Here is a 21293-nt window from a genome sequence, read left to right as displayed (position 1 = left end):
CCTATTGGACTTTGGTTCCGATTCTGCACTCAAAGCTGCGACATTCCGACCATGGTCTTATTCCGCCCCTCACGCGGGAACCGTAGCGTCTGGTCCAAGGAGGATACGCCCATGAAGCTTGTTCGGCAGTTCATGTCGGCCTGTGCGCTGTGCTTGTGGGCCACACTGCCCGCGCACGCGGAAATTTCCGTGCCCATCACCCACCTGATTGTCGAAGAGCCTGCGCCGCCGGTCCTGTCCAATCTGGACCCGATTCCCGGCGATCTGGGCGAAGCGGGCGCACATGTGGCACTCAAGGACAACGCCACCACGGGCCGTTTCATGGGTCACAACTATACGCTCGACGTGGCGCGCGTCCCCGAAGGCGATGATCCTCTGGCCACCGCCCGGAGCGCGCTGGCCAATGCGCCTTTCCTGCTGATCGACGCACCCGCCGATGTGGTCACGGCAATTGCCGACCTGCCCGAGGCCGCGGGCAAGCTGCTGTTCAATGTCGGCTCCGAAGACCCGGCGCTGCGCTCGGATGCCTGCCGCGCCAACCTGCTGCATACCGCACCGTCACTTTCGATGCGCACCGATGCTCTGGTTCAGTTCTTCGTGAAAAAGCGCTGGTCCGACATCGTGATGATTCGCGGCCAGAACCCCAAGGATCTGGCTTATGCCGCCGCAATGGAACGGTCTCTGGCCAAATTCCGGCTCGATCTGGCGGCAAGCAAGGATTGGGGCTTTGACGCCGACATGCGCCGCAACGCGGCCCAGGAAGTGCCGCTCTTCACGCAAGAGTTCGGCGATTACGACGCTCTGGTGGTGGCTGATGAGATCCATGATTTCGGCCGCTACATTCTCTACAACACATGGGAAGCCCGCCCCGTGACCGGCTCCGAGGGTCTCACCGCCGTGACCTGGGCGCCGGTGGTGGAACAATGGGGGGCGGCGCAGTTGCAAAGCCGGTTCGAGGAACATGCCGAGCGCCCGATGCGTCCCGAAGACTACGCCGCATGGACCGCCATCCGCGCCATCGGAGAGGCCGTGACACGCGCCGGGTCGGGCGATCCCGCGACTTTGCGCGCCTTCATGCTGTCGGATGATTTCGAACTGGCGGGTTTCAAAGGCCGCCCGCTCACCTTCCGCCAATGGAACGGCCAGCTGCGCCAGCCCATCCCGCTTGTCCATGCCCGCGCACTGGTCGCCAATGCGCCGCTTGAGGGGTTCCTGCATCAACGCACCGAGTTGGACACGCTGGGCCTTGATGAACCCGAAAGCCAATGCACCGCCTTCGCTAACTAACCCCATGATCTTCTTCTGTTCAAAAATACCTCGGGGGACCGGGGGCAGCGCCCCCGGTCCGACATCTCAAAAAGGACCGACATCATGAAATCCCTGCCGATCCTCACTGCCCTGCTCCTGACCACCGCCCCGGTACTGGCGGATGAAATCTGGATCTCCAACGAAAAGGACGACACGCTCAGCGTGATTGACATCGAAACCATGGAGGTGGTGCGCACTATCGAGGTGGGCGAGCGCCCGCGCGGCATCACCTTTTCCAAGGATTACTCGGTGCTCTACATCTGCGCCTCCGACAGCGACACGGTGCAGGTCATGGACCCCGAAACCGGCAAGATCCTGCATGAACTGCCCTCGGGGGAAGACCCGGAACAATTTGTCCTGCACCCAGATAACCGCCACCTCTACATCGCCAATGAGGATGACGCGATCACCACTGTGGTGGACACCGAAACCCGCACCGTGGTGGCCCAGATCGACGTGGGGATCGAGCCCGAAGGCATGGCCGTGAGCCCCGATGGCAAGATCGCCATCACCACCTCCGAGACCACCAATATGGCGCATTGGATAGACACGGAAACCCAAAGGCTCTTTGCCAACACGCTGGTGGATTCCCGCCCGCGCCACGCGGAATTCGTCAAGGACGGCACCGAGCTTTGGGTCTCGGCCGAAATCGGCGGCACCATCTCGGTTTTTGACGTGGCAACCCAGACCGAGAAAGCCAAGATCAGCTTTGAGGTGGCCAATGTACATCCTGACCGCGTGCAGCCCGTGGGCTTTGAATTCACCGCCGGTGACACCCACGCCTATGTGGCGCTTGGCCCCTCGAACCACGTGGCCGTCGTGAATGCCGAGACCTACGAGGTCGAGGATTACATCCTTGTAGGCCGCCGCGTCTGGCACATGGATTTCAACGCCGACCGCAGCCAGGTCTTCACCACCAACGGTGTCTCCGGTGACGTGACGGTGATCGACGTGGCCTCGCGCAAACCGATCAAGACCATCAAGGTCGGTCGTTTCCCCTGGGGGGCGGCGTTCCGCCCTACAAATTGATCTCTTCCCCTTTCCAAGTAGCAGGACATATCTGATGAAAAACATCCTTCTAACGGCCCTCTTTGCCGCCGCGCTGCCCTTTACAGCCTGGGCCGATGATGACGATGACGACCGCGGCTTTGGCATGGCGGGCATCCTCTCTGCCTCCAACAAGCACGACCTCGAACCCATCCAGCTCGGCGCAGGCATCCCGCTCACCTCGGCCCCGTGGGAACTGAAATCGGGTGCCTATTACGAGTTCGAAATCCAGGGCGACGGCTCTCAGGAACTGGCACTTGTCGGCCCCGAATTCTTCCGCGCCATCTGGATCGACGAGATTGTAGTCGAAGGGCTGGAAATCCGCCCGCTGGGGCTCGACTCCATCGAGTTTGACGAAGCCGGTGAAATGGAAATAGGCTTTGTCGCAATCAAACCGGGCAACTACTACCTCAAGATCCCCGGCTCCACCGGAGAAACCCAGCGCCTTGAAATCACAATCAAATAACGGCTTGAAAATCGAGGGCCTGAGCTTTGCCTATGGGGCAAAACAGGCTCTCGACGACATCTCGCTGACCATCGCGCCGGGCACGTTCTGCGCCCTGCTCGGCCCCAATGGCGCGGGCAAATCCACGCTGTTTGCCCTGCTGACCCGGTTGTTTACGACTGCAGAGGGCCGCATCACCATCGGCGGCCATGACCTTGCCAAAACGCCGCGCGCCGCGCTGGCGCAGATGGGCGTTGTGTTCCAGCAGACGACACTCGACCTCGACCTGACGATCCGCCAGAACCTGCGCTATTTCGCGGCCCTGCATGGGTTGTCCGGGCGCGAAGCCTCCCGACGGATCGACGCCGCACTGGACCAGTTGGACCTGACGGCCCGAGCGTCTGAGAAATGCCGCACGCTCAATGGCGGCCATAAACGCCGCACGGAAATTGCCCGCGCATTGCTGCATTCTCCCAGTTTCCTGCTGCTGGATGAGGCCACTGTTGGCCTTGATGCCGCCACCCGGGCCGACATCACCGCCCATGTGCACGCCCTCGCCGCCGAGAAGAATCTCACCGTGCTCTGGGCCACGCATCTCACCGATGAGGTCGAAGACCATGATCAACTGGCCATCCTGCATCGCGGTCAGCTTCTCACCTCAGGTCGGACGGCCGAACTCCGCCAAAGCCAATCGCTTTCCGATTATTTCCTGTCGCTCACGTCTGAACCCGCCTGACCCTGTCCCTTCTCTGGCTCAAAAATATCCCCGCCGGAGGCAAGAAAGTTCTGAACCCCTCGCATGACGCTCCGCCCCTACCTCACTGCCATGACGGCGATCGTAGCCCGAGAAGCGCTGCGCTTCATCCATCAGCGTGAACGCTTCATTGCCGCGCTGGTCCGCCCGCTTGTCTGGCTTCTGGTCTTTGCGGCCGGGTTTCGTGCTGCGTTGGGCCTGTCGATCACGCCCCCCTACCAGACCTATATCACCTACGAGATCTATATCGTTCCCGGGCTTTGCGGGATGATCCTGCTCTTCAACGGCATGCAAAGCTCACTCAGCCTTGTCTATGACCGCGAAATGGGTTCCATGCGGCTCTTGCTCACCGCACCATTGCCGCGCTGGTGGCTGCTCCTGTCGAAACTGCTGGGCTCGACGCTGATCTCGATCCTGCAATGCTATGCCTTTCTGTTCATCGCCTGGGCCTTTGACATCACCCTGCCGCCCTGGGGCTATGTTACCGCCTTCCCGGCCCTGCTGATTGCCGGGCTGATGCTGGGCGCGCTGGGGCTGGCGCTGTCGTCCTTCATCAAACAGCTGGAAAATTTCGCCGGCGTCATGAATTTCGTGATCTTCCCGATGTTCTTTCTGTCTTCCGCGCTCTACCCGCTGTGGAAAATGGCCGAAAGCTCGCGGCTCCTGCATGACATCTGCGCCGCCAACCCGTTCACCCATGCGGTTGAGCTGATCCGCTTTGCGCTTTATGCGGATTTCAATCTGCAGGCGCTGGGTTGGACTTTGCTCGCCACCGCCGCATTTGGTGCATTGGCGATTTGGGGGTATGATCCGTCCCGAGCACTGATCCGCCGTAAGAAAGGCGGATAGCCCTGTACCGAAATCTTCAGAAGATTTCGGACCGATTTCTTCAAAAGAAATCGCGACCCGAAAGGAGAATTGAAATGCTGCGCACGCTTTTGCCGGTTCTTTGTCTGGCCACGCCTTTGCTGGCCGACGATGACGATCTTGGCGGCACGCTCAACCCGCCCGAGATGGGCTATAACCGCGTGCTGCAGAACATCGCCGAGGGCAAGCCTGACATGGTGACCTGTGCCTCTGGCTATTACATCACCAAAAAGGGCGACCACGAAGAAGCCCGCACCCTGTTTCAGGCCTGTGCCGACGCGGGTTATACCGGCGCAATGACCTGGATGAGCCAGCTCGACAACAACGGGCTGGGCGGGGAATACAACCCCGATGCCGCCGCCGAATGGGATCGCCGCGCCGCCGATCTCGGTGACCCGGTGGGCAAGTTCAACTATGGCATCAACCTGATGCGCGGCCATGGCGTTGCGCGCGACGAAGCACGCGGGCGGGCGCTGGTGGACGAGGCCGCTGCCGAAGGCCTCAAGGTAGCGAAACGATTGCAGGCGGCGGGCTATGACCTCGACGAAGTGACGCCGGATGCCGACAATTGGAAATACGCGCCACTGTTCTGAACGGCAGATAACCGAAAAGAGAAACGCCCGGACCAGTCAAGGCCCGGGCGATTTCAATTCTTCAGCCTGATCCGTGATCAGTGCAGCTTGGCACCCGCTTGCGCGATGGCGTCGTCGATCAGCTTGCCCGCGTCCGCGGCGGTCATCTGCTTGGCAATCACCTGCTCCGCGGCTGCGATGGCCACGGCAGCGGCGCGGTCGCGCACTTCCTTCACGGCCCCGGCCTGAGCCGAAGCGATCTGATCTTCGGCAGCGGCCATACGGCGCGCGATCGAGGCTTTCAGATCTTCCTGAGCCTTGTCACCGGCCAGACGTGCCTCTTCCTTGGCGTGCTCCACGATGCGGGCCGCCTGCTCTTTGACTTCCTGTTGCTTGCGCTCGTAGGAAGCCAGAAGCGTTTGCGCCTCTTCACGGATCGCGCGTGCTTCGTCCAACTCGTTGCGGATCCCTTCGGCGCGTTTGTCGAGCATACCACCCAACAGTCCCGGCACCTTGAAGTAGATCAGGACCGCGATGAACAGCAGGAAGGCAAGCAGCACGATGAAGTCCGTGTTGCCCAGCGAAAAGAACGGACCGGACGCGGCCAAAGCCGGGCTGCCCGAGGCGATCAGAGCCAATGTCATAAGCTTACGCATGGCCTTACCCCTTTGTCCGTTCTGCGACGGCTGCGTCGATGGTCTTGGCATCTGCCTTGCCACCCAGCGCCGACACGATTTCCGCAGCGGTATCCTTGGCGACGATGACAACGTTTTCCATCGCGCTTGCACGGATTTCCGCAATCGCCTTTTCCGATTCCGCGGCCTTGGCTGCGATTTCGGCGTCCGCCTTGGCCGTGGCATCGGCAAGCTCTGCCGTGATCTCTGCCTTGGCTTCGGCGATAATGTTCTGTGCCTCGGCACGGGCATCTGCCAGCGCCTGGTTATAGGCCTCTTCGGCCTCCACCGCCTGACGCTTCAGCTCTTCAGCCTTGGCGAGGTCGTTGGTGATGGTTCCCTGACGTTCCGCCAGAACCGCCGCGATGCGAGGCAGCGCGATACGGGACAGGACGAAATAGATCACGACAAGCGTGACCAAGAGCCAGAAGATCTGGTTACCCCAGTTCGAGAAGTCGAGCTGCGGCATGCCGGGTGCGGATGCGGCGGCGTCAGCCCCGTGTCCGGCTGCGGCTTCTGTTGTTTCAGTTGCCATGTCGTCCTCCTTGGGAACTTCCGGTTACCATCGGTCGGGCGGAACAGGCCCGCCCAACCGAGGCGTAAGGATAGTGTTCCGTAAGGCTTAGACGGCGAACATCAGCAGCAGAGCAACCAGGAACGAGAAGATGCCCAGGGCTTCTGCAAAGGCGATGCCGATGAAGAGGGTCGCGGTTTGCGATGCGGCGGCGGAGGGGTTGCGCAGAGCGCCGGCCAGGTAGTTGCCAGCAACGTTGCCCACACCGATGGCGGCTGCGCCGGAACCGATTGCTGCGAGACCTGCGCCGATATGTGCGAGTTGACCTTCCATGGGGGTATCTCCTTACGATTGGAAGTTGGAATTCAGGGTTTTCACTGCGGCGCGCCGAAGCCCGCCGAATTTCGTAGGGTGGGCATGTCTGCCCACCATTGTCCTTAGTGCGACGGGTGCAGCGCGTCCTTGAGGTACACGCATGTCAGGATGGTGAACACGTAGGCCTGGATAAAGGACACCAGCACTTCAAGCCCGTACATCGCGGTGATCGCCAGAACCGACACCGGCGAAATCACGGCGATGGCGGCAAAGCCCGCGAACACCTTGATCACCGCGTGACCGGCCATGACGTTGCCCGCCAGACGAATGGAGTGGCTGACCGGGCGCACGAAATAGGAAATCAGCTCGATCACGGCCAGGATTGGGCGCAGCGCCAAAGGTGCGGAGCTGACCCAGAAGAGGCCGAGGAACTTGGTGCCGTTCTTGACAAAGCCCAGCACGGTCACGGTGACAAAGACCAGCAGCGCCAGCACCACGGTGACGGCAAAATGCGAGGTGGTGGTGAACGACATCGGGATCAGGCCAAGGAAGTTGGCGCAGACGATGAACATGAAGAGCGTCATGATATAGGGGAAGAAGCCCACGGCATCCTTGCCCGCCACATCTTCGACCATCTTGTAGACGAAGCCATAGGCCAATTCGCCGATGGACTGGCTACGCGACGGGACCACAGCACGGCGTGAAGTTCCCACGACCAGCAGGACCACAACGGCGATCACGGCCAGGAACAGCCACAGCGTCACATTGGTGATCGTGTACCAATGCACCGCGTCACCGCCCAGCAGCGGTTTCACGATAAACTGGTCCATCGGGTGGAAAACCAGCCCGCCTTCTTCTGCACCGTGCGCTTCAGTCGCCATCTTCGGTCCTCTTTTCCTCTCCGGCCGCTTCGGCCGATTTCGTCCTTTGGAGCTCGTTCGCGGTGCGCATCATCGTCTGCACGCCAGCGGCGAAGCCCAGCAATGTAAATACCACCAGCAGGATCGGCAGAGTGCCGAACAGGCTGTCCAGCCCGTAGCCGATGCCAAATCCGATCCCGAGACCGGACACAAGCTCGATCACCATGCGCCAGGCCATATTGGCCTGTGAATAGTGTTCTTCCTGGTGGGGCTTTTGCTCTTTGCCTTTCAGCGCGGCGATGCGGTCATCAAGCGCGTCGAGCCGTTTGCGATGCTCCTGATCCGGCAAAGGGACCCCCTCAGAAATCTTGGGAGGTTGCTACGGCGCGGCATCGCCTGAGTCAATGCCCGGAATGCCGCAGGCGGAGTGCGTTTAAGATATTGATCTGGATGCGTAATTTTTCCATCGCGCACCGACCGAACCCGCATCATTCAGCGTGAAATGCCGGATTCAGAGCGTTTGCGCATATTCAACCAATCGGTTGACGAAACACCCGGCCCGTGGTGAATGCCCGACATGAGCGCTCAACTCGATATCGTCTTTGCGGCCCTCGCCGACCCGACCCGGCGCAGCATCCTGTCAATGCTGCTCGAAGACGATATGGCCGTGACCGACGTGGCCGAGCCGTTCGAGATGTCGCTGGCCGCGATTTCAAAACACCTGACGATCCTGACCCGCGCGGGCCTGATCTCTCAGGAAAAGCGCGGCCGCGTGAAATGGTGCAAGCTGGAGCCTGACGCGCTGCGCGATGCGTCGGTCTGGATGCAGGGGTTTGGCCAGTTCGAGCCGGTCAATCTGGACGCTTTCGAGAAGTTTCTGGAAACCCAGCTTGCCCCGGCAGCCTCTGACAGCGACTAGTCTTCGGGTTTGAGCAGGACACCCAGCGCCAGAACGGTCATTCCCACTCCGGCCAGCACGAGCACCGCAGGCGCCCCATGTCCCAGCGCCAGTTCCCACAACAGCACCCAGCTTGGCGTCAGGTAGGTATAGGCCATGACCTTGGCCGAAGGCAGCCGGACCGAGGCATATTGCAACAGCATGAAAGAAACCGCAGTGGCAAAGACCACCAAATAACTGAGCGTGATCCAGACAATCGCGGGCAGGCTTGCCCAGTCCGTCGCCACGATGTCCTGCCAGCCATAGGCCCCGATCATCACCGATCCCGCCATCAGGATTCCCGTGGTGAAAACAAGCGGCGGCTCGCCCCGCACGAGCCGGGCCAAAAGCGGCGTATAGACCGCGTGGCTGACGCAACCCACAAAATAGATCATCTCGCCGCGCCCCACATCGAACCGGGCGAGCGCCTGCCAACTGCCCTGAAAGATCACCCAAAGCGCGCCGGCCGCGCCAATCGCCAGCCCCAATGCGATGCGTGGCGTCATGATCTGGCGCATCAACAGGTACCCGAACCCTGCCGCCATCACGGGTGTCAGGGTAAAGACCGCGGCCGCACTGACCGGTGCTGCGGTTTTGAATCCCTCGAACATGAGCACGAAATAGGTTCCGAAAAACGCCGCCAAAACGAAATAGCGCCAGGGTGCCGCGAAATGCGCGCGCCGCACCCGACCCAGCGCGATGGCCAACGTCCCGGTCAGCAGCCCTGCCAGCAGAAAGCGCGCAGCTTGAAGCGCAGCGGGTTCAATGGCATTCGCCGCCAGCACGCCAAGAGAAAACGACCCTGCCACAGTCGCGGAAAAAACCAACATGGCCAGATGGCCGCGCATCGCGTCCGTCATGCACTGGTCCGCGGGTTTTCCCAAGTTGGAATCCAGCTCTTCAGGTGCTTTAGAAACGTCTGAACCTTGGCGCTGCGGTGCAGATCCACATGGGTCACCAACCAGAGCGGTGCCTCCCATTCCTTGCGCGGTGGCATAACCTCGATCAGCCCCGGATAATTACTCACCTCATAGACAGACAGAAAGCCAAGCCCCGCCCCGGCGACAACCGCCTGTTCCATGGCGCGCGGGTCAGAGCTCTTGAAGACGAATTTGGCCTGCGGCACTGCCTGACGCATCCAGCGGAACATCGGCGCGCGCGATTGCGCATTGTCCGGCCCGACCCAGCGATGCGCGGCAAGCTCTTCGTCGGATTTCGGCCGGCCATAGCGTTTGACATAGCTTTCCGCCGCATAAAGCGCCGACTGGTTCTGAAAAAACGGCTGCACCACGTTGTCGGGCTGGTCCGGTGCGGCCCCGGCCCGGATCGCCACATGCGCTTCGCCATATTCCAGCCGGAACAGGCGGTCGCCCGTCAGGTACCGCAGAACCACATCCGGGTAGTCCTCCTGAAACGACGCCAGCGCCGGTGCCAGCAGCGGTGCCATACCCACCAGTGACGTCACCACCAATTCGCCGGTCACCGCATCACCCTGGCCACGGATACGACCCTGCAACTGGCTGAACTGATCCTCGGTGGTTTGGGCCACGCGGCACAGATCCTCGCCCGCCTCGGTCGCCGTATACCCGCGCGCGTGCCGCTGGAACAGTTTGACCCCCAGCCGCGCCTCCAGCGCGTCGATATGGCGGATCACGGTGGCATGATGCACGCCCAGCGCCTCAGCCGCACCACTGACCGTACCTTTGCGCGCCACCTGATAGGCGGTGCGCACCTCGTCCCAGTTATCCATGTCTGCCCCTGTGCAAGCGTGAGCATTTCGCCCCACAGCTTACAGGCTTTGTGCGCGCCATCAATAAGGTGCGCGGCGGTTATGTGCAAATTCGCACCAATACTGCGCGATCTTTTCAAATTCCAACTTTCCAGCACATCGCCATATTCAAACCAGACACAAACACCAGAGGTTCCCATGACCACTCAGACACTCCTGCGCATCGACGCCTCCGCCCGCCGCACCGGCTCAGTCACCCGCGACCTGACCGATCAGATCGTGGCCAAGCTGGCCCCCGAAACCGTCCTGACCCGCGATCTGGCCGACACGCCGCTGCCGCAGATCGACGAAGACTGGGTCGGCGCGAATTTCACCCCCGCCGACGACCGCAGCGATGCGCAAAAAGCGCGGCTGGCGCAGTCTGACGCGCTGGTCGCCGAATTGCAGGCCGCAGACACCATCGTGATCGGCCTGCCGATCTACAATTTCGGCGTACCTGCCGCGCTCAAGGCCTGGATCGACCTTGTCGCCCGTGCCGGCCTGACCTTTCGCTACACCGCTGACGGTCCGCAAGGCCTTTTTGAAGGCAAACGCGCCATCCTTGCCGTGGCATCCGGTGGGACTAAGGCCGGGTCCGAGATCGATTTTGCCCTGCGCTACATGAAACATGTGCTGGGCTTCATCGGCATCACCGAGGTCGAGACCGTGGCCGCCGACCGTCTGGCCATCGACGCCGACGCCACGCTGACCGCGGCCAAGGCACAGGTCGCACAACTGGCCGCCTGAGGCCCCCGGGGTGCGCGGTCCCCGCGCACCTGGCCCGGCTTGACTCGGCCTCCCACTCCCTATAATTCCCGCCGCAACACCCGGAAGCCATCGAGTCTTCCGGTCCCATGGCCATTGGCCGGGATCGCCCCCCGTCAGCGCGTTGCGCCCACGGGGGCGCACCTGCTTTGGTCATGCCCACGGGGGCTTTCACGCATTAGCCCTTTGGGAAATCGACGCGCGTCCCTACCTAGGGAGCAACGGAACTGCAGGAAAGGGCCCGGCCCATGTTTGAAAATCTGTCCGAACGCCTCTCTGGCGTCTTTGACCGGCTCACGAAACAGGGCGCGCTGTCCGAGGACGATGTCAAAACCGCCCTGCGCGAAGTGCGCGTTGCCCTGCTCGAAGCCGACGTCTCGCTCCCCGTCGCTCGTGATTTCATCAAGGCCGTGCAAGCCAAGGCCACTGGCTCTGCGGTTACAAAGTCTGTCACACCCGGCCAGCAAGTCGTCAAGATCGTTCATGACGAGCTGAAACATGTGCTGGAAGGCGAAGGCGAACCCGGCGCGCTCAAGATCGACAATGCCCCTGCGCCGATCCTGATGGTCGGCCTGCAGGGCTCGGGTAAGACCACCACCACCGGCAAGCTCGCCAAGCGGCTCAAGGAACGCGAGGGCAAGAAGGTGCTTCTGGCCTCGCTCGACATCTACCGCCCGGCGGCGATGGATCAGTTGGCGGTGCTGGGCACGCAGGTGGGCGTGGACACACTGCCCATCGTCAAGGGCGAGAGCGCCGTGCAGATTGCCAAGCGCGCCAAGCAACAGGCGACGCTGGGCGGTTATGACGTCTATATGCTCGACACCGCGGGCCGGTTGCAGATCGACCAGACGCTCATGCAAGAGGTCGAGGATGTGCGCGACGTGGTCCAGCCGCGCGAAACGCTTCTGGTGGTCGATGGTCTGACCGGTCAGGTCGCCGTTGAAGTGGCCGAAGAGTTCGACGCCAAGATCGGCATTTCCGGCGTGGTCCTGACCCGGATGGATGGCGACGGGCGCGGCGGTGCGGCGCTGTCCATGCGCGCGGTGACCGGCAAACCGATCAAATTCGTGGGCCTTGGCGAAAAGATGGACGCGCTCGAAACCTTCGAGCCGGACCGGATCGCGGGCCGCATCCTGGGCATGGGCGACATCGTCGCGCTGGTCGAGAAGGCCCAGGAAACGCTGGAGATGGAACAGGCCGAGCGCATGATGAAGCGCTTCCAGAAGGGCATGTTCAACTTCAACGACCTGAAAATGCAGATGGAGCAGATGCTCAAGATGGGCGGCATGGAAGGTATGATGGGCATGATGCCCGGTATGGCCAAGATGGCGAAACAGGTCGAGCAAAGCGGCATGGATGACAAAGTCATCCGCCAGCAGATCGCGCTCATCAACTCCATGACCAAAAAAGAGCGCGCCAACCCCAAACTCCTGCAAGCCAGCCGCAAAAAACGCATCGCGGCGGGGGCCGGGATGGACGTCAGCGACCTCAACAAGCTTCTCAAGATGCAGCGCCAGATGGGCGACATGATGAAGAAGATGGGCAAGATGGGCAAAGGCGGCATGCTGAAACAAGCCATGAAAGGCATGTTCGGCGGCAAGGGCGGCCTTCCCCCTGAGATGGCACAAGGCATGGACCCCAAGGCACTTGAGGAAGCCGCGAAAGCCATGGGCAAGGGCGGTGGCCTGCCCGGCGGTCTGGGTGGCATGGGCAGCGGCACGGCTTTGCCTCCGGGTCTCTCTGGTTTCGGCAAGAAAAAATAAGCCCTGATGATCACCCCCACCACCCTTCCCTGCCCCGGCGCGCATATCGCCGCCGCTGCGCGCGCCACGCTGCCGATGCTTGTCACGCAGCGGCTGTTCCTGCGCGCGCCCGAGGTGGAGGATTTCGCGCTGTTCAAGCGGCTGTTCCAACTGCCTTCCGCCAAATTCATGGGCGAGATGCCGGATGACGAGACGATCTGGGCGCAGTTCACCAATTACGTAGCGGGCTGGGTGCTGCGCGGCGACGGGATGTTCACCGTCTGCATGGACGGCGAAGCGGTGGGGTTTGTCTTTGCAGGCGTTGAGCCGGGAGATCAGGCGATTGAGCTGGGCTTTTTCATCGCGCCCGAGCATCAGGGCCAGGGCATTGCCTTTGAGGCCGCAAGCACTGCGCTTGTCCATCTCAAAAGCCTCGGCCCCGATCAGATCGTCAGCTATGTCGCGCCGGGCAATGCGGCCAGCCAAAAGCTTGTGTCCAAGCTGGGGGGCACCCAATCCGGCACGCTGGACGGTGCACTGGTCTTTACCTATCCGCTGGATGATGACGGCAGCCCGGAGGCCTATGCATGAGGCTTCGCAAGACCAAAAGGGAGGCCCTGTGATGCCCGCCACCAAGATCCCTGTGATCGAGACCCGGCGTCTTGTCCTGCGCGGCCCCGAGGCCGAGGATTACCCGGATTTCAAGGCCACGTTCTCGTCCTATCGTTCGCGTTTCATGGGCGGGCCGCTCAATGCTTATGAGGCGTGGATGCTCTATGCCGCCGAAATTGGCCATTGGGAAATCCGTGGCTATGGCATGTGGATGATCCATGACCGCGAGACCGATGAGACATACGGCATGGCGGGCGGCTGGAAACCGGCGAAATGGCCCGAGGCCGAGATCGCCTGGATCATCTGGCCGGACAAGGCGGGACAGGGATACGCGCTGGAAGCGACCAACGCGGTGCGCAACTACCTTTATGGCACGATGGGCTGGGAAGGCGCGGTCAGCTATCTCGACCCCAAGAACCTTGACAGCATCCGGTTGGCCGAGCGCCTTGGCGCCAAAAAGGACAAAGAGGCACCCACCGTGGACGGCCATGACGTGGTCTATCGCCATCCGTCCCCCGCCGCGCTGAAAGACAGCCAGTTGGCCCATGGTATCGACATGGAAATCAGCCATTACGCAGACCCGCTCTTCAAGCCGAAAGGATATGCCCTTGACTGATGACGCAGCAACACGCGCCGCAGAGGTGCTGAAAGAGCATCGCGAAAGCATCGACCGGCTGGACGCGATCCTCGTCTATACGCTGGGCGAGCGCTTCAAACACACCAAAGCCGTGGGCAAGCTTAAGGCCACGCATGACCTGCCCCCCTCTGATCCCGAGCGGGAGGCGGTGCAGATCGCACGCTTGGAAAACCTCGCGCGTCGGGCCGATCTCGACCCGGAGTTCGCCAAGAAGTTTCTGAATTTCATCATCGCCGAGGTCATTCAGCACCACAAACAACAGCAATCGTAGGGTGCGCATTCACTGCGCAGCTTCCCGATCCGAATACCGAACCAAAACACCAAGAACAGACGAACGAACGCCATAAAGGAGAAAACACAATGGCCATCAAAATCCGTCTCGCCCGTGGCGGCTCCAAAAAGCGCCCCTTCTACCGCATCGTTGCTGCCGACTCGCGCATGCCGCGCGACGGTCGCTACATCGAAAAGCTGGGCACCTATAACCCGCTGCTGCCGAAAGACAGCGAAGAGCGCGTCAAAATGGACATGGAGCGCGTGCAATACTGGCTGAGCCAGGGTGCTCAAACCACCGACCGCGTGTCGCGCTTCCTCGAAGCCGCCGGCGTTGTCGAAAAGAAAGAGCGCGCCAACATGAAAAAGGCCCAGCCCGGCAAGAAAGCCCAGGACCGCGCCGAAGAAAAAGCAGCCAAGGCAGCAGAAGCCGCTGAAGCTGCTGCGGCCCCTGCCGAAGAAGCAGCGTCCGAGGAATAAGCCTCTGATCAGGGTCCGGGACATAAACGTTCCGGACCCTTTTTCTTGGCTCTTGCCTTATGCGCCTGATCCGGTTGATCATATTTACCATGCTGGCCTTTGTTGCGGGCATGTTGTTCGAGCGGGCGCATCAGAAAGAGCTGTGCAGCCAGTCGGGCGGCCAATGGCTGCAGGCCGGATATTGCGGAGAAAAGTGACGCATGACGGAAATGGTATGTGTGGGTGCAATCGCGGGCGCATTTGGTGTGCGCGGCGAGGTGCGGCTCAAGAGCTTTACCACCGATCCCACGGCCATTGCCGAATACGCCCCGCTAAGCACCGAAGATGGCAGTCGACAGTTCGATGTCGCGTTGGGTCGGCAGGTCAAAGGCGGTTATGCCGCGCGCCTGTCCGGCGTGCTGACCAAGGAAGAGGCCAACGCTCTGCGCGGCGTGCAGCTCTTTGCCCCGCGCGACCGGTTGCCGGACCTGCCGGATGATGAATTTTACCATGCCGACCTGATCGGGCTGGAGGTTTTTGACACCGGCGGCGCCTCGCTTGGCCGCGTCAAGACAGTGATGAATAACGGGGCCGATGATCTGTTGGAAATCCACGGGCCGGGGTTGAAGAACACCGTGCTGCTGCCGTTTACCCGTGCGGCGGTGCCGACGGTCGATCTGGGCGCGGGCCGCATCGTGGCCGACCCGCCCGAAGGGTTGTTCTGAGATGGCTGGCGGAGCAATGACCCCGTGACGAGTCTCATCATCCATGCCGGGTTTCACAAGACCGGCACCACATCTGTTCAAACCATGGCCGCGCGTAATGCCAAACTGCTCGCGCCGCATGCGCGCATTTACCTCCGCGATGATTTCCGGGCCGTGACAGATGCCGCGCGCGCCTATTCCGTGTCACAGCGCGCCGACGCACTCGACGCGGTGTTCAATGCGGCGCTCGCTTTTCTACGCAAACTTGATGGCAATGATCCCCGCCCCATCGCGCTTCTGAGCGAGGACCTCTCGGGCCATCTTCCGGGCCGCCACAATATCCGCTGCTATTCCGCCGCACCCGCGCTGATGGCGCAACTCGCCGCCGCCTGCGTCGAGCGATTTGGCGAAACCACCCAAGTTACGTTTCATTTCTCGACCCGCCTGCCCGAGCCATGGTTCCGCTCGGCCTATTGGCAAATCCTGCGTTCCGCGCGCCGGGTCGAAGGCCCCGAAGAATTCGCGAAACTGTTCAAACAGGCTGCGGATTTTGACGCTGTGACCCAAGCGGTCGCCGAAGCCGTTGATCCGTTCCCGGTGCACGTCGCCACGCTGGAAGATCTCTCTGGCATGCCACAGGGGCCGATGACCCCGATTCTGGACTGGCTGAATATTCCCGATGATGTCTGCGCCCGGCTTGATCCCGGACCGTCCGCCAATTCCAAACCTCAGGGTCTGGACGACGTGTTTCTGGCCCTGAACAAGACCGGATTGCCCGATGGCAAGGTTGCCTCGTTGAAGAAGACCATTCTGCGCATGGCGCGGCGGATCGAGGCCAAGCGCGAAGATGAGCGCACCGGCTAGCCCCGGATCAATCCAGTATCCCCACGCCGAACCCGCCGTTTCCGATAAACTTGTGCAGCCGGGCGCGTTTGCGATCACCGCTGGGGCCACGCTTCATATCGGCGGCCGGGATGCCTGCCCAGGCCAAAAGCATTCTGTGACGCGCGAAAAAGGCACAAACCTCAACATCGCAATTCCCGTAGCGCGTGACAAAGGCCTCCTCCCACGCCAGGGGCACAAGTCCCCAGACCTTGGGCATCGCGGGCACATGCAACAGCGTATCCGCCCAAAGCTCTCCGACATCGCGAGCCACCGCGTGTTGCGCAAGGTTCTCGAAATCGATCCCGGTCACTGCGCCCGGGCTGAAAAGCAGATTGGCTAAAGTCATGTCGCCATGCAGCACCGCGCGCGTCACCGCGCGGCCCTGTAGCCGCGCCGCTTCCTCTTGCAACGCCACGACCGCGCGCTTGTACATGACCTCATCCACGCAATCCGGGGCAGGGTCCAGTCGCTCCAGCGGTGCTTTCGCATCGAATGTGGCGGTCGACGTCTCGCGCCCTGCATGCAGCACGCGCAACCAGTCCGCCGCACGTGACAACACCTCTTCCGGCGCAGCTCCGGCCAGCAATTCCATGCGCCCTGATCGCCCGGACACGAGGGACAGCAGAAGCGCGCGGTGGTCTTCGTCAAATCGCAGGAGCTTCTGGGCATCCAGTCCGGGCACGTCCCGCAGCAACCGCCCGGCCTGACGATGGGCGCGCACAATCCGGCGGAACCGCGACAGTGGTGCATCGGGGAACCGTTTGAATACCCGGTCCCCAACCCGCCAGATCGCGGGCCCGAACAGCTCGATATCGGCTGGCGGTTCATCGGGGTTCAGCGCGTACCAGGCTTCAAGCGGGAAATCTTCGACAAGCATACGCCTTTGTTGCGCGAAATTCCGGCAGGGCCAAGCGCTAACCTCTTTCCCGCAGACAGAGGGCGCGATATGACCGCGCCATGACATCACCAACCAAATCCCATGGCCGTAAAGCGGTCCGGCTGACGCTGAAACCGGAACCCCTGATGACGGACACGCCCGACCTGCACAATGTCTGGCGGGCCACGATCATCACGCTCTTCCCCGAGATGTTTCCCGGCGTTCTGGGCGGATCGCTCACCGGCAAGGCGCTCAAGGACGGGTTGTGGCAGATGGACACCGTCAATCTGCGCGATTTCGGCGAGGGCAAACACCGCAATGTCGATGACACGCCCGCCGGTGGCGGCGCGGGCATGGTGCTGCGCCCCGATGTGATGGGCCGCGCCATCGAACACGCGATGCGCAAGGGGCCCGGACCGCTCATTTATCTCAGCCCGCGCGGACGCCGCTTTGATCAGGCCATGGCCAAGAGCCTGTCCACCACCCCCGGCGCGGTGTTCATCTGTGGCCGCTTTGAAGGGTTGGACCAGCGGGTGATCGACCATTATGGCATCACCGAAGTCTCTTTGGGTGATTTCGTCATGACCGGCGGAGAGATCGCGGCGCAGGCGATGATCGACGCCACCGTGCGGCTATTGCCCGGAGTGCTGGGCAATCAGGACTCGACTGAAGAGGAAAGTTTTTCCAACGGGCTTCTGGAGCATCCCCAATATACCCGCCCCGCTGAATGGCAGGGCCACAAAATCCCCGACGTGCTGATGTCCGGCCATCACGGCAAGATCGCCGAGTGGCGCCATGAGCAGGCGCAAAAGATAACCGAAAAGCGTCGCCCGGACCTGTGGGAGGCTTGGACGCGCCGCCACAAGCTGTGATCCGCTTCTTTTTTGCCCGGCCCGCAGGTGAATCCGTGCTAGGTTTGCGTTTTCAGGGAGGATCACGCCATGCCACTATCACTTCAGGTCATCTATCCGATCACCGATGAGACGCATTTCGACTATGACTACTACCTTGGCACCCACATGCCGATGGTAGGTGAACATATGGGCGCACATATCGACAACGTTCTGGTGACCAAGGGGCTGGCCGGTGGCCCGGACGTGCCGCCACCGATTTACGCCGTCGCCACGATGACTTTTGCCGATCAGGCCGCGCTTGATGCCGCGATGGCCGCTGCACCGCCGGTGATTGCCGATATCGCGAATTTCACCAATACCAAGCCCCAGATGCTCGTGGGCGAGGTTATCGGCTAGCTTTCCCTTTGCCGATTGTCTCTTGAAATACAGGACTTGTTCTGGTTTACCGCGCCCATTCCGCCCCACGCTGGGTCTGATGTGATTCCTGTCTTCTTCTGACAGGGGCCCACGGACCCAACAAGCAAGGCCGCGGAACCAAATAAAGCAAAGCCGACCTGACCCTCTGGCGGGCGCTATATGCGCGGACCCGGTAGAAGACCAAGAGTTCTGAGGCCGACCACCTTCACGGACCAAACCGTGAGTGACATAGGAGTAGATCAGATGGACCTGATCGCACAGCTCGAAGCGGAACAAATCGCTTCGCTCGGGAAAGACATTCCCGATTTCAAAGCCGGTGACACCATTCGCGTCGGCTATAAAGTGACCGAAGGGTCGCGCACCCGGGTGCAGAACTACGAAGGCGTCTGCATTTCTCGCAAGAACGGCGAAGGCATTGCCGGTTCGTTCACCGTGCGCAAGATCTCCTTTGGTGAAGGCGTGGAACGTGTGTTCCCGCTCTACTCGACCAATATCGACAGCATCACCGTGGTGCGCCGTGGCCGTGTCCGCCGCGCCAAACTGTACTACCTGCGCTCGCGTCGCGGCAAATCGGCCCGGATCGCAGAGGACAGCAACTACAAGCCCAAATCGGGCGCTCAAGCGTAAGGACCGGCGAGATGAAAAAAGACATCCATCCCGATTACCACGTCATCGACGTCAAGATGACCGACGGCACCGTTGTTCAGATGCGTTCCACCTGGGGCAAGGAAGGCGATACCATGTCGCTGGATATCGACCCCACCGTGCACCCCGCATGGACCGGCGGCAACACCCGCCTGATGGACCAGGGCGGCCGCGTGTCGAAGTTCAAGAAGAAATACGAAGGCCTGGGCTTCTAAGAGCGCCTGCCTTGCTGATCGGGAAACGCCGCTCCATTGGGGGCGGCGTTTTTCGTTGACGGGCGGGGGTCAGTTCATCGTCACGAATACGCAACCGTCCGAGAACAGCTGCGGCGGTGTCTTGCAGAAGCCCTTGGCCACACCATAAGCCGCCAACACCTTGGGGACATAGGCCCGTGTTTCCGCAAAGGGTGGCACGCCGTCATTCTGTGCGATCGAATTCTCACCGGCATTATACGCCGCGAGAACCAGAACCGGATCGCCATCGAATTTTTCCATCAGGAAATCAAGAAACGCGACACCGCCCTTGATGTTGTCGGCGGCCACGGACGCGTCGGTCACCCCAAAGCGTTTTGCCGTGTCCGGCATGAGCTGCATCAGCCCCTGCGCCCCGGCCGTTGACACCGCATCCACCCGACCGCCGCTTTCCACCGCGATCACTGCAAGCGCCAGAGCGGGCGACACACGGGTGCCAATGGTCGATTTCAACAGGTCGATGCCCCTGGATTGCACAATGGACTGGATATCCTGAAGTCGCGGGGCCGGGACCCCTTGTCCCGGTGGGGCATATGTGAGCGCAGCCAACGATGGATCCAGTCTCCAGGCCCCTGTGTTTTCAAGGCCGGGTGAGACACGGCTCCAAAACCACGGATACGGATCAGAAGGGGCTGTGGTGCCCGGCGCGGGCGTCGTTGCCCCCGGAACCACCGCCTTGGGGGCCGGGGCCGGAGCGATTTGCACCGTGATTCTCTTTCCAGCGCCCTTTTTCGGGGGTTTCACGCGTTTGAACGTGAAATCCTGCACCGGTGACGTGTTCTGAGCCGCCACCGGGCCCACACATAGCGCGCCCGCGAGTCCAAGACTCGCGATTAGTCGTGTCAGGTATCCCATGGGCGTCTGCTCTGCCTCTGGCGGGGTTGGTTATTGTTTACAGTCTCGCAAAAAAACGGCGCCAACGCCAGTTTTGTTCCAAGAGTTCAAGGCCAGCGCGCCATATTTGCCGCCCTTGACCCAGGGTCAAATCCGCAAAAAACAGATTTTACAGAGAAAGTTACACCTGTTTTTCAATGCCATAACCCACACCCCCGCCTTTTTATTAACGAAAACTAAAATCGTTCGATTGCCGCCAAACTCCCGCCCCAATCCGCTGGCTTATTATCGGCATACCAAGTCGGACAGACCTGAGGTGAGAGGCAGGTTCGATATCCCGGCGAGGTTGGAAAGCAAATCGAACCACGGAGACCAAGACCATGATCAAGTTCATCAACAAATTCCGCAAAGACGAAGACGGCGCCGTTACGGTTGACTGGGTTGTTCTGACCGCAGCCATCGTTGGCCTGGCCATTGCAGCCTACCAGTCGATCGAAACCCAGACCCAAGGTCTGTGGGAAGCGACGTCGACCGCAATCGGCGGCGAAAACGACTTCTAAGTCGTTTGATCGCACCCTTCTTTGCGCCTTTGCCGGTGGCATGACCCACTTGGCAAAGGCCTCCTAAATGTTACCGGCCTAGATGGCCGATCCGAGGAAAAAACCATGATCAAGTTCATCAACAAATTCCGCAAAGACGAAGACGGCGCCGTTACGGTTGACTGGGTTGTTCTGACCGCAGCCATCGTTGGCCTCGCCATCGCAGCCTACCAGTCGATCGAAACCCAGACCCAAGGTCTGTGGGAAGCGACGTCGACCGCAATCGGCGGCGAAAACGACTTCTAAGTCATTCCGTTGACTTAAAGCAGATACCCGCCGCACCGCGACCGGGTATCTGCTGAACACCGGCACCCTGGCCGTTTTTCAGGGACCATTGCTGCACAGAATGTAACGATCATCGCTGTGGCACTACGCCCGCTGGGGGGCATGCCAAACCTGAAGGCCCGCCGCGTTACGCGGGCAGCAGGGCACAATCGGGGGTAACCAGGTTTAGGAGAGAGCCATGAGCAAGCTTCTCAGGAATTTTATCCGCCGCGAAAACGGCGCCGTGACTGTCGACTGGGTCGTTTTGACCGCAGCTATCGTGGGGGTAGCGATTGTCGCCTATGTGGAAATCGAAAACCAAACCCATCTGCTTGGCGAAGCGACAGCAGGCGCGATCGGTGGCGAAAACGACTTTTGATCTATCCACATGACTGATTTCGCATGTCCGCGCCCAAC

32 protein-coding genes are annotated in these 21293 nt (G+C 61.1%); 23 read left to right on the top strand and 9 right to left on the bottom strand.

The genetic code is table 11. From position 1 onward, the window contains the following. The first annotated feature begins 111 nt into the window (after window positions 1–111). The 6 genes from PGB28_RS08390 (at window position 112) to PGB28_RS08365 (ending at window position 5014) form a co-directional block, all read left to right on the top strand. On the top strand, window positions 112–1287 hold the full coding sequence (locus tag PGB28_RS08390) for an ABC transporter substrate-binding protein (protein ID WP_271421056.1): 1176 nt from the start codon (window positions 112–114) through the stop codon (window positions 1285–1287). An 84-nt stretch (window positions 1288–1371) separates the two neighbouring features. Further along, window positions 1372–2337 (top strand): YVTN family beta-propeller repeat protein, encoded by a 966-nt coding sequence (locus PGB28_RS08385; RefSeq protein ID WP_271421055.1) that lies wholly within the window; start codon window positions 1372–1374, stop codon window positions 2335–2337. Window positions 2338–2371: 34 nt separating this feature from the next. Next, the gene (locus tag PGB28_RS08380) at window positions 2372–2821 is read left to right on the top strand and encodes a cupredoxin domain-containing protein (protein WP_271421054.1); all 450 of its coding nucleotides are present in this window, start codon (window positions 2372–2374) and stop codon (window positions 2819–2821) included. A gap of 4 nt (window positions 2822–2825) precedes the next feature. Next, the gene (locus PGB28_RS08375) at window positions 2826–3536 is read left to right on the top strand and encodes an ABC transporter ATP-binding protein (RefSeq protein ID WP_271421053.1); all 711 of its coding nucleotides are present in this window, start codon (window positions 2826–2828) and stop codon (window positions 3534–3536) included. 63 nt (window positions 3537–3599) lie between these two features. Then, window positions 3600–4403, top strand: a complete 804-nt coding sequence (locus PGB28_RS08370) for an ABC transporter permease (RefSeq protein WP_271421052.1) — start codon at window positions 3600–3602, stop codon at window positions 4401–4403. 74 nt (window positions 4404–4477) lie between these two features. Beyond that, window positions 4478–5014, top strand: coding sequence for a tetratricopeptide repeat protein (locus tag PGB28_RS08365; protein WP_271421051.1), 537 nt, complete (start codon window positions 4478–4480; stop codon window positions 5012–5014). Window positions 5015–5091: 77 nt separating this feature from the next. Here the strand turns inward: PGB28_RS08365 and PGB28_RS08360 are convergent, their stop codons facing one another. The 5 genes from PGB28_RS08360 to PGB28_RS08340 all read right to left on the bottom strand — a co-directional run bounded on the left by PGB28_RS08360 (window position 5092) and on the right by PGB28_RS08340 (window position 7705). Beyond that, window positions 5092–5649, bottom strand: coding sequence for a F0F1 ATP synthase subunit B (locus PGB28_RS08360; protein WP_271421050.1), 558 nt, complete (start codon window positions 5647–5649; stop codon window positions 5092–5094). A 4-nt stretch (window positions 5650–5653) separates the two neighbouring features. Continuing rightward, on the bottom strand, window positions 5654–6202 hold the full coding sequence (locus PGB28_RS08355) for a F0F1 ATP synthase subunit B' (RefSeq protein ID WP_271421049.1): 549 nt from the start codon (window positions 6200–6202) through the stop codon (window positions 5654–5656). Window positions 6203–6289: 87 nt separating this feature from the next. Beyond that, window positions 6290–6514 carry a F0F1 ATP synthase subunit C gene (locus PGB28_RS08350; protein ID WP_022572950.1) on the bottom strand — a complete coding sequence of 75 codons (225 nt, stop codon included), beginning with the start codon at window positions 6512–6514 and terminating at the stop codon, window positions 6290–6292. Window positions 6515–6618: 104 nt separating this feature from the next. Continuing rightward, a complete protein-coding gene (locus PGB28_RS08345; RefSeq protein WP_271421048.1) occupies window positions 6619–7377 on the bottom strand; it encodes a F0F1 ATP synthase subunit A in 759 nt (252 codons plus the stop codon). After that, on the bottom strand, window positions 7367–7705 hold the full coding sequence (locus PGB28_RS08340) for an AtpZ/AtpI family protein (RefSeq protein ID WP_271421047.1): 339 nt from the start codon (window positions 7703–7705) through the stop codon (window positions 7367–7369). Before PGB28_RS08340 ends, PGB28_RS08345 begins: the two co-directional genes overlap by 11 nt. 228 nt (window positions 7706–7933) lie before the next feature. Here PGB28_RS08340 and PGB28_RS08335 point away from each other — a divergent pair, with 228 nt between their 5' ends. Then, window positions 7934–8275: an ArsR/SmtB family transcription factor gene (locus PGB28_RS08335; RefSeq protein WP_271421046.1), complete on the top strand. Its 342-nt coding sequence runs from the start codon at window positions 7934–7936 to the stop codon at window positions 8273–8275. Here PGB28_RS08335 and PGB28_RS08330 read toward each other — a convergent pair. After that, a complete protein-coding gene (locus tag PGB28_RS08330) occupies window positions 8272–9153 on the bottom strand; it encodes a DMT family transporter (protein WP_271421045.1) in 882 nt (293 codons plus the stop codon). The genes PGB28_RS08335 and PGB28_RS08330 overlap by 4 nt on opposite strands. Next, on the bottom strand, window positions 9150–10043 hold the full coding sequence (locus tag PGB28_RS08325) for a LysR family transcriptional regulator (RefSeq protein ID WP_271421044.1): 894 nt from the start codon (window positions 10041–10043) through the stop codon (window positions 9150–9152). Before PGB28_RS08325 ends, PGB28_RS08330 begins: the two co-directional genes overlap by 4 nt. A gap of 177 nt (window positions 10044–10220) precedes the next feature. Between PGB28_RS08325 and PGB28_RS08320 the strand changes: the two genes are divergently transcribed. From PGB28_RS08320 to PGB28_RS08280, 9 genes are all read left to right on the top strand, one after another. After that, window positions 10221–10808 carry an FMN-dependent NADH-azoreductase gene (locus PGB28_RS08320; RefSeq protein ID WP_271421043.1) on the top strand — a complete coding sequence of 196 codons (588 nt, stop codon included), beginning with the start codon at window positions 10221–10223 and terminating at the stop codon, window positions 10806–10808. A 266-nt stretch (window positions 10809–11074) separates the two neighbouring features. Continuing rightward, the gene (gene ffh, locus PGB28_RS08315) at window positions 11075–12589 is read left to right on the top strand and encodes a signal recognition particle protein (protein WP_271421042.1); all 1515 of its coding nucleotides are present in this window, start codon (window positions 11075–11077) and stop codon (window positions 12587–12589) included. A 6-nt stretch (window positions 12590–12595) separates the two neighbouring features. Beyond that, window positions 12596–13159, top strand: coding sequence for a GNAT family N-acetyltransferase (locus PGB28_RS08310; protein WP_271421041.1), 564 nt, complete (start codon window positions 12596–12598; stop codon window positions 13157–13159). Between the two features lie 31 nt (window positions 13160–13190). Further along, the gene (locus PGB28_RS08305; RefSeq protein ID WP_271421040.1) at window positions 13191–13796 is read left to right on the top strand and encodes a GNAT family N-acetyltransferase; all 606 of its coding nucleotides are present in this window, start codon (window positions 13191–13193) and stop codon (window positions 13794–13796) included. Beyond that, complete coding sequence (locus PGB28_RS08300; protein ID WP_271421039.1) at window positions 13789–14088, top strand: chorismate mutase; 300 nt, start codon at window positions 13789–13791, stop codon at window positions 14086–14088. Before PGB28_RS08305 ends, PGB28_RS08300 begins: the two co-directional genes overlap by 8 nt. Before the next feature lie 89 nt (window positions 14089–14177). After that, window positions 14178–14567 carry a 30S ribosomal protein S16 gene (rpsP, locus tag PGB28_RS08295; protein ID WP_271421038.1) on the top strand — a complete coding sequence of 130 codons (390 nt, stop codon included), beginning with the start codon at window positions 14178–14180 and terminating at the stop codon, window positions 14565–14567. A 74-nt stretch (window positions 14568–14641) separates the two neighbouring features. Beyond that, a complete protein-coding gene (locus PGB28_RS08290; RefSeq protein ID WP_271421188.1) occupies window positions 14642–14764 on the top strand; it encodes a hypothetical protein in 123 nt (40 codons plus the stop codon). 3 nt (window positions 14765–14767) lie between these two features. After that, window positions 14768–15271 (top strand): ribosome maturation factor RimM, encoded by a 504-nt coding sequence (gene rimM, locus PGB28_RS08285; protein WP_271421037.1) that lies wholly within the window; start codon window positions 14768–14770, stop codon window positions 15269–15271. A 24-nt stretch (window positions 15272–15295) separates the two neighbouring features. Continuing rightward, on the top strand, window positions 15296–16114 hold the full coding sequence (locus PGB28_RS08280; protein ID WP_271421036.1) for a hypothetical protein: 819 nt from the start codon (window positions 15296–15298) through the stop codon (window positions 16112–16114). A 7-nt stretch (window positions 16115–16121) separates the two neighbouring features. Here the strand turns inward: PGB28_RS08280 and PGB28_RS08275 are convergent, their stop codons facing one another. Next, window positions 16122–17012, bottom strand: coding sequence for a protein kinase family protein (locus tag PGB28_RS08275; protein ID WP_271421035.1), 891 nt, complete (start codon window positions 17010–17012; stop codon window positions 16122–16124). 80 nt (window positions 17013–17092) lie between these two features. Here PGB28_RS08275 and trmD point away from each other — a divergent pair, with 80 nt between their 5' ends. The 4 genes from trmD to rpmE all read left to right on the top strand — a co-directional run bounded on the left by trmD (window position 17093) and on the right by rpmE (window position 19143). Next, the gene (trmD, locus tag PGB28_RS08270; RefSeq protein WP_271421034.1) at window positions 17093–17884 is read left to right on the top strand and encodes a tRNA (guanosine(37)-N1)-methyltransferase TrmD; all 792 of its coding nucleotides are present in this window, start codon (window positions 17093–17095) and stop codon (window positions 17882–17884) included. Between the two features lie 69 nt (window positions 17885–17953). After that, window positions 17954–18262: an EthD family reductase gene (locus PGB28_RS08265; protein WP_271421033.1), complete on the top strand. Its 309-nt coding sequence runs from the start codon at window positions 17954–17956 to the stop codon at window positions 18260–18262. Window positions 18263–18526: 264 nt separating this feature from the next. Next, on the top strand, window positions 18527–18910 hold the full coding sequence (gene rplS / locus PGB28_RS08260) for a 50S ribosomal protein L19 (RefSeq protein WP_271421032.1): 384 nt from the start codon (window positions 18527–18529) through the stop codon (window positions 18908–18910). Window positions 18911–18921: 11 nt separating this feature from the next. Then, complete coding sequence (rpmE, locus tag PGB28_RS08255) at window positions 18922–19143, top strand: 50S ribosomal protein L31 (protein WP_271421031.1); 222 nt, start codon at window positions 18922–18924, stop codon at window positions 19141–19143. A 69-nt stretch (window positions 19144–19212) separates the two neighbouring features. On the opposite strand, the gene PGB28_RS21300 is transcribed toward rpmE, so the two are convergent. After that, window positions 19213–19728, bottom strand: coding sequence for a lytic transglycosylase domain-containing protein (locus PGB28_RS21300; protein ID WP_333908228.1), 516 nt, complete (start codon window positions 19726–19728; stop codon window positions 19213–19215). Between the two features lie 665 nt (window positions 19729–20393). Between PGB28_RS21300 and PGB28_RS08245 the strand changes: the two genes are divergently transcribed. The 3 genes from PGB28_RS08245 (at window position 20394) to PGB28_RS08235 (ending at window position 21255) form a co-directional block, all read left to right on the top strand. Further along, window positions 20394–20573: a Flp family type IVb pilin gene (locus tag PGB28_RS08245; protein WP_271421029.1), complete on the top strand. Its 180-nt coding sequence runs from the start codon at window positions 20394–20396 to the stop codon at window positions 20571–20573. A gap of 105 nt (window positions 20574–20678) precedes the next feature. After that, the gene (locus PGB28_RS08240) at window positions 20679–20858 is read left to right on the top strand and encodes a Flp family type IVb pilin (RefSeq protein ID WP_271421029.1); all 180 of its coding nucleotides are present in this window, start codon (window positions 20679–20681) and stop codon (window positions 20856–20858) included. 217 nt (window positions 20859–21075) lie between these two features. Then, window positions 21076–21255, top strand: a complete 180-nt coding sequence (locus PGB28_RS08235; protein ID WP_271421028.1) for a hypothetical protein — start codon at window positions 21076–21078, stop codon at window positions 21253–21255. Window positions 21256–21293: the final 38 nt, after the last annotated feature.

Source organism: Primorskyibacter aestuariivivens (assembly GCF_028023675.1).
GTDB classification, from domain to species: Bacteria; Pseudomonadota; Alphaproteobacteria; order Rhodobacterales; family Rhodobacteraceae; genus Marinovum; species Marinovum aestuariivivens.
This window is presented reverse-complemented; position numbering and strand designations above follow the sequence as displayed.

What these genes read in the sequence shown, in the direction of transcription:
- PGB28_RS08345 (WP_271421048.1), bottom strand. Translation starts at nt 7,377, where the DNA reads ATGGCGACTGAAGCGCACGGTGCAGAAGAAGGCGGGCTGGTTTTCCAC.
- PGB28_RS08320 (WP_271421043.1), top strand. Translation starts at nt 10,221, where the DNA reads ATGACCACTCAGACACTCCTGCGCATCGACGCCTCCGCCCGCCGCACC.
- trmD (WP_271421034.1), top strand. Translation starts at nt 17,093, where the DNA reads ATGACATCACCAACCAAATCCCATGGCCGTAAAGCGGTCCGGCTGACG.
- rpsP (WP_271421038.1), top strand. Translation starts at nt 14,178, where the DNA reads ATGGCCATCAAAATCCGTCTCGCCCGTGGCGGCTCCAAAAAGCGCCCC.
- PGB28_RS08265 (WP_271421033.1), top strand. Translation starts at nt 17,954, where the DNA reads ATGCCACTATCACTTCAGGTCATCTATCCGATCACCGATGAGACGCAT.
- PGB28_RS08365 (WP_271421051.1), top strand. Translation starts at nt 4,478, where the DNA reads ATGCTGCGCACGCTTTTGCCGGTTCTTTGTCTGGCCACGCCTTTGCTG.
- rpmE (WP_271421031.1), top strand. Translation starts at nt 18,922, where the DNA reads ATGAAAAAAGACATCCATCCCGATTACCACGTCATCGACGTCAAGATG.
- ffh (WP_271421042.1), top strand. Translation starts at nt 11,075, where the DNA reads ATGTTTGAAAATCTGTCCGAACGCCTCTCTGGCGTCTTTGACCGGCTC.
- PGB28_RS08275 (WP_271421035.1), bottom strand. Translation starts at nt 17,012, where the DNA reads ATGCTTGTCGAAGATTTCCCGCTTGAAGCCTGGTACGCGCTGAACCCC.
- PGB28_RS08330 (WP_271421045.1), bottom strand. Translation starts at nt 9,153, where the DNA reads ATGACGGACGCGATGCGCGGCCATCTGGCCATGTTGGTTTTTTCCGCG.
- PGB28_RS08245 (WP_271421029.1), top strand. Translation starts at nt 20,394, where the DNA reads ATGATCAAGTTCATCAACAAATTCCGCAAAGACGAAGACGGCGCCGTT.
- PGB28_RS08385 (WP_271421055.1), top strand. Translation starts at nt 1,372, where the DNA reads ATGAAATCCCTGCCGATCCTCACTGCCCTGCTCCTGACCACCGCCCCG.
- PGB28_RS08380 (WP_271421054.1), top strand. Translation starts at nt 2,372, where the DNA reads ATGAAAAACATCCTTCTAACGGCCCTCTTTGCCGCCGCGCTGCCCTTT.
- rplS (WP_271421032.1), top strand. Translation starts at nt 18,527, where the DNA reads ATGGACCTGATCGCACAGCTCGAAGCGGAACAAATCGCTTCGCTCGGG.
- PGB28_RS08350 (WP_022572950.1), bottom strand. Translation starts at nt 6,514, where the DNA reads ATGGAAGGTCAACTCGCACATATCGGCGCAGGTCTCGCAGCAATCGGT.
- PGB28_RS08240 (WP_271421029.1), top strand. Translation starts at nt 20,679, where the DNA reads ATGATCAAGTTCATCAACAAATTCCGCAAAGACGAAGACGGCGCCGTT.
- PGB28_RS08335 (WP_271421046.1), top strand. Translation starts at nt 7,934, where the DNA reads ATGAGCGCTCAACTCGATATCGTCTTTGCGGCCCTCGCCGACCCGACC.
- PGB28_RS08355 (WP_271421049.1), bottom strand. Translation starts at nt 6,202, where the DNA reads ATGGCAACTGAAACAACAGAAGCCGCAGCCGGACACGGGGCTGACGCC.
- PGB28_RS08305 (WP_271421040.1), top strand. Translation starts at nt 13,191, where the DNA reads ATGCCCGCCACCAAGATCCCTGTGATCGAGACCCGGCGTCTTGTCCTG.
- PGB28_RS08370 (WP_271421052.1), top strand. Translation starts at nt 3,600, where the DNA reads ATGACGCTCCGCCCCTACCTCACTGCCATGACGGCGATCGTAGCCCGA.
- PGB28_RS08360 (WP_271421050.1), bottom strand. Translation starts at nt 5,649, where the DNA reads ATGCGTAAGCTTATGACATTGGCTCTGATCGCCTCGGGCAGCCCGGCT.
- rimM (WP_271421037.1), top strand. Translation starts at nt 14,768, where the DNA reads ATGACGGAAATGGTATGTGTGGGTGCAATCGCGGGCGCATTTGGTGTG.
- PGB28_RS08390 (WP_271421056.1), top strand. Translation starts at nt 112, where the DNA reads ATGAAGCTTGTTCGGCAGTTCATGTCGGCCTGTGCGCTGTGCTTGTGG.
- PGB28_RS08325 (WP_271421044.1), bottom strand. Translation starts at nt 10,043, where the DNA reads ATGGATAACTGGGACGAGGTGCGCACCGCCTATCAGGTGGCGCGCAAA.
- PGB28_RS08310 (WP_271421041.1), top strand. Translation starts at nt 12,596, where the DNA reads ATGATCACCCCCACCACCCTTCCCTGCCCCGGCGCGCATATCGCCGCC.
- PGB28_RS08235 (WP_271421028.1), top strand. Translation starts at nt 21,076, where the DNA reads ATGAGCAAGCTTCTCAGGAATTTTATCCGCCGCGAAAACGGCGCCGTG.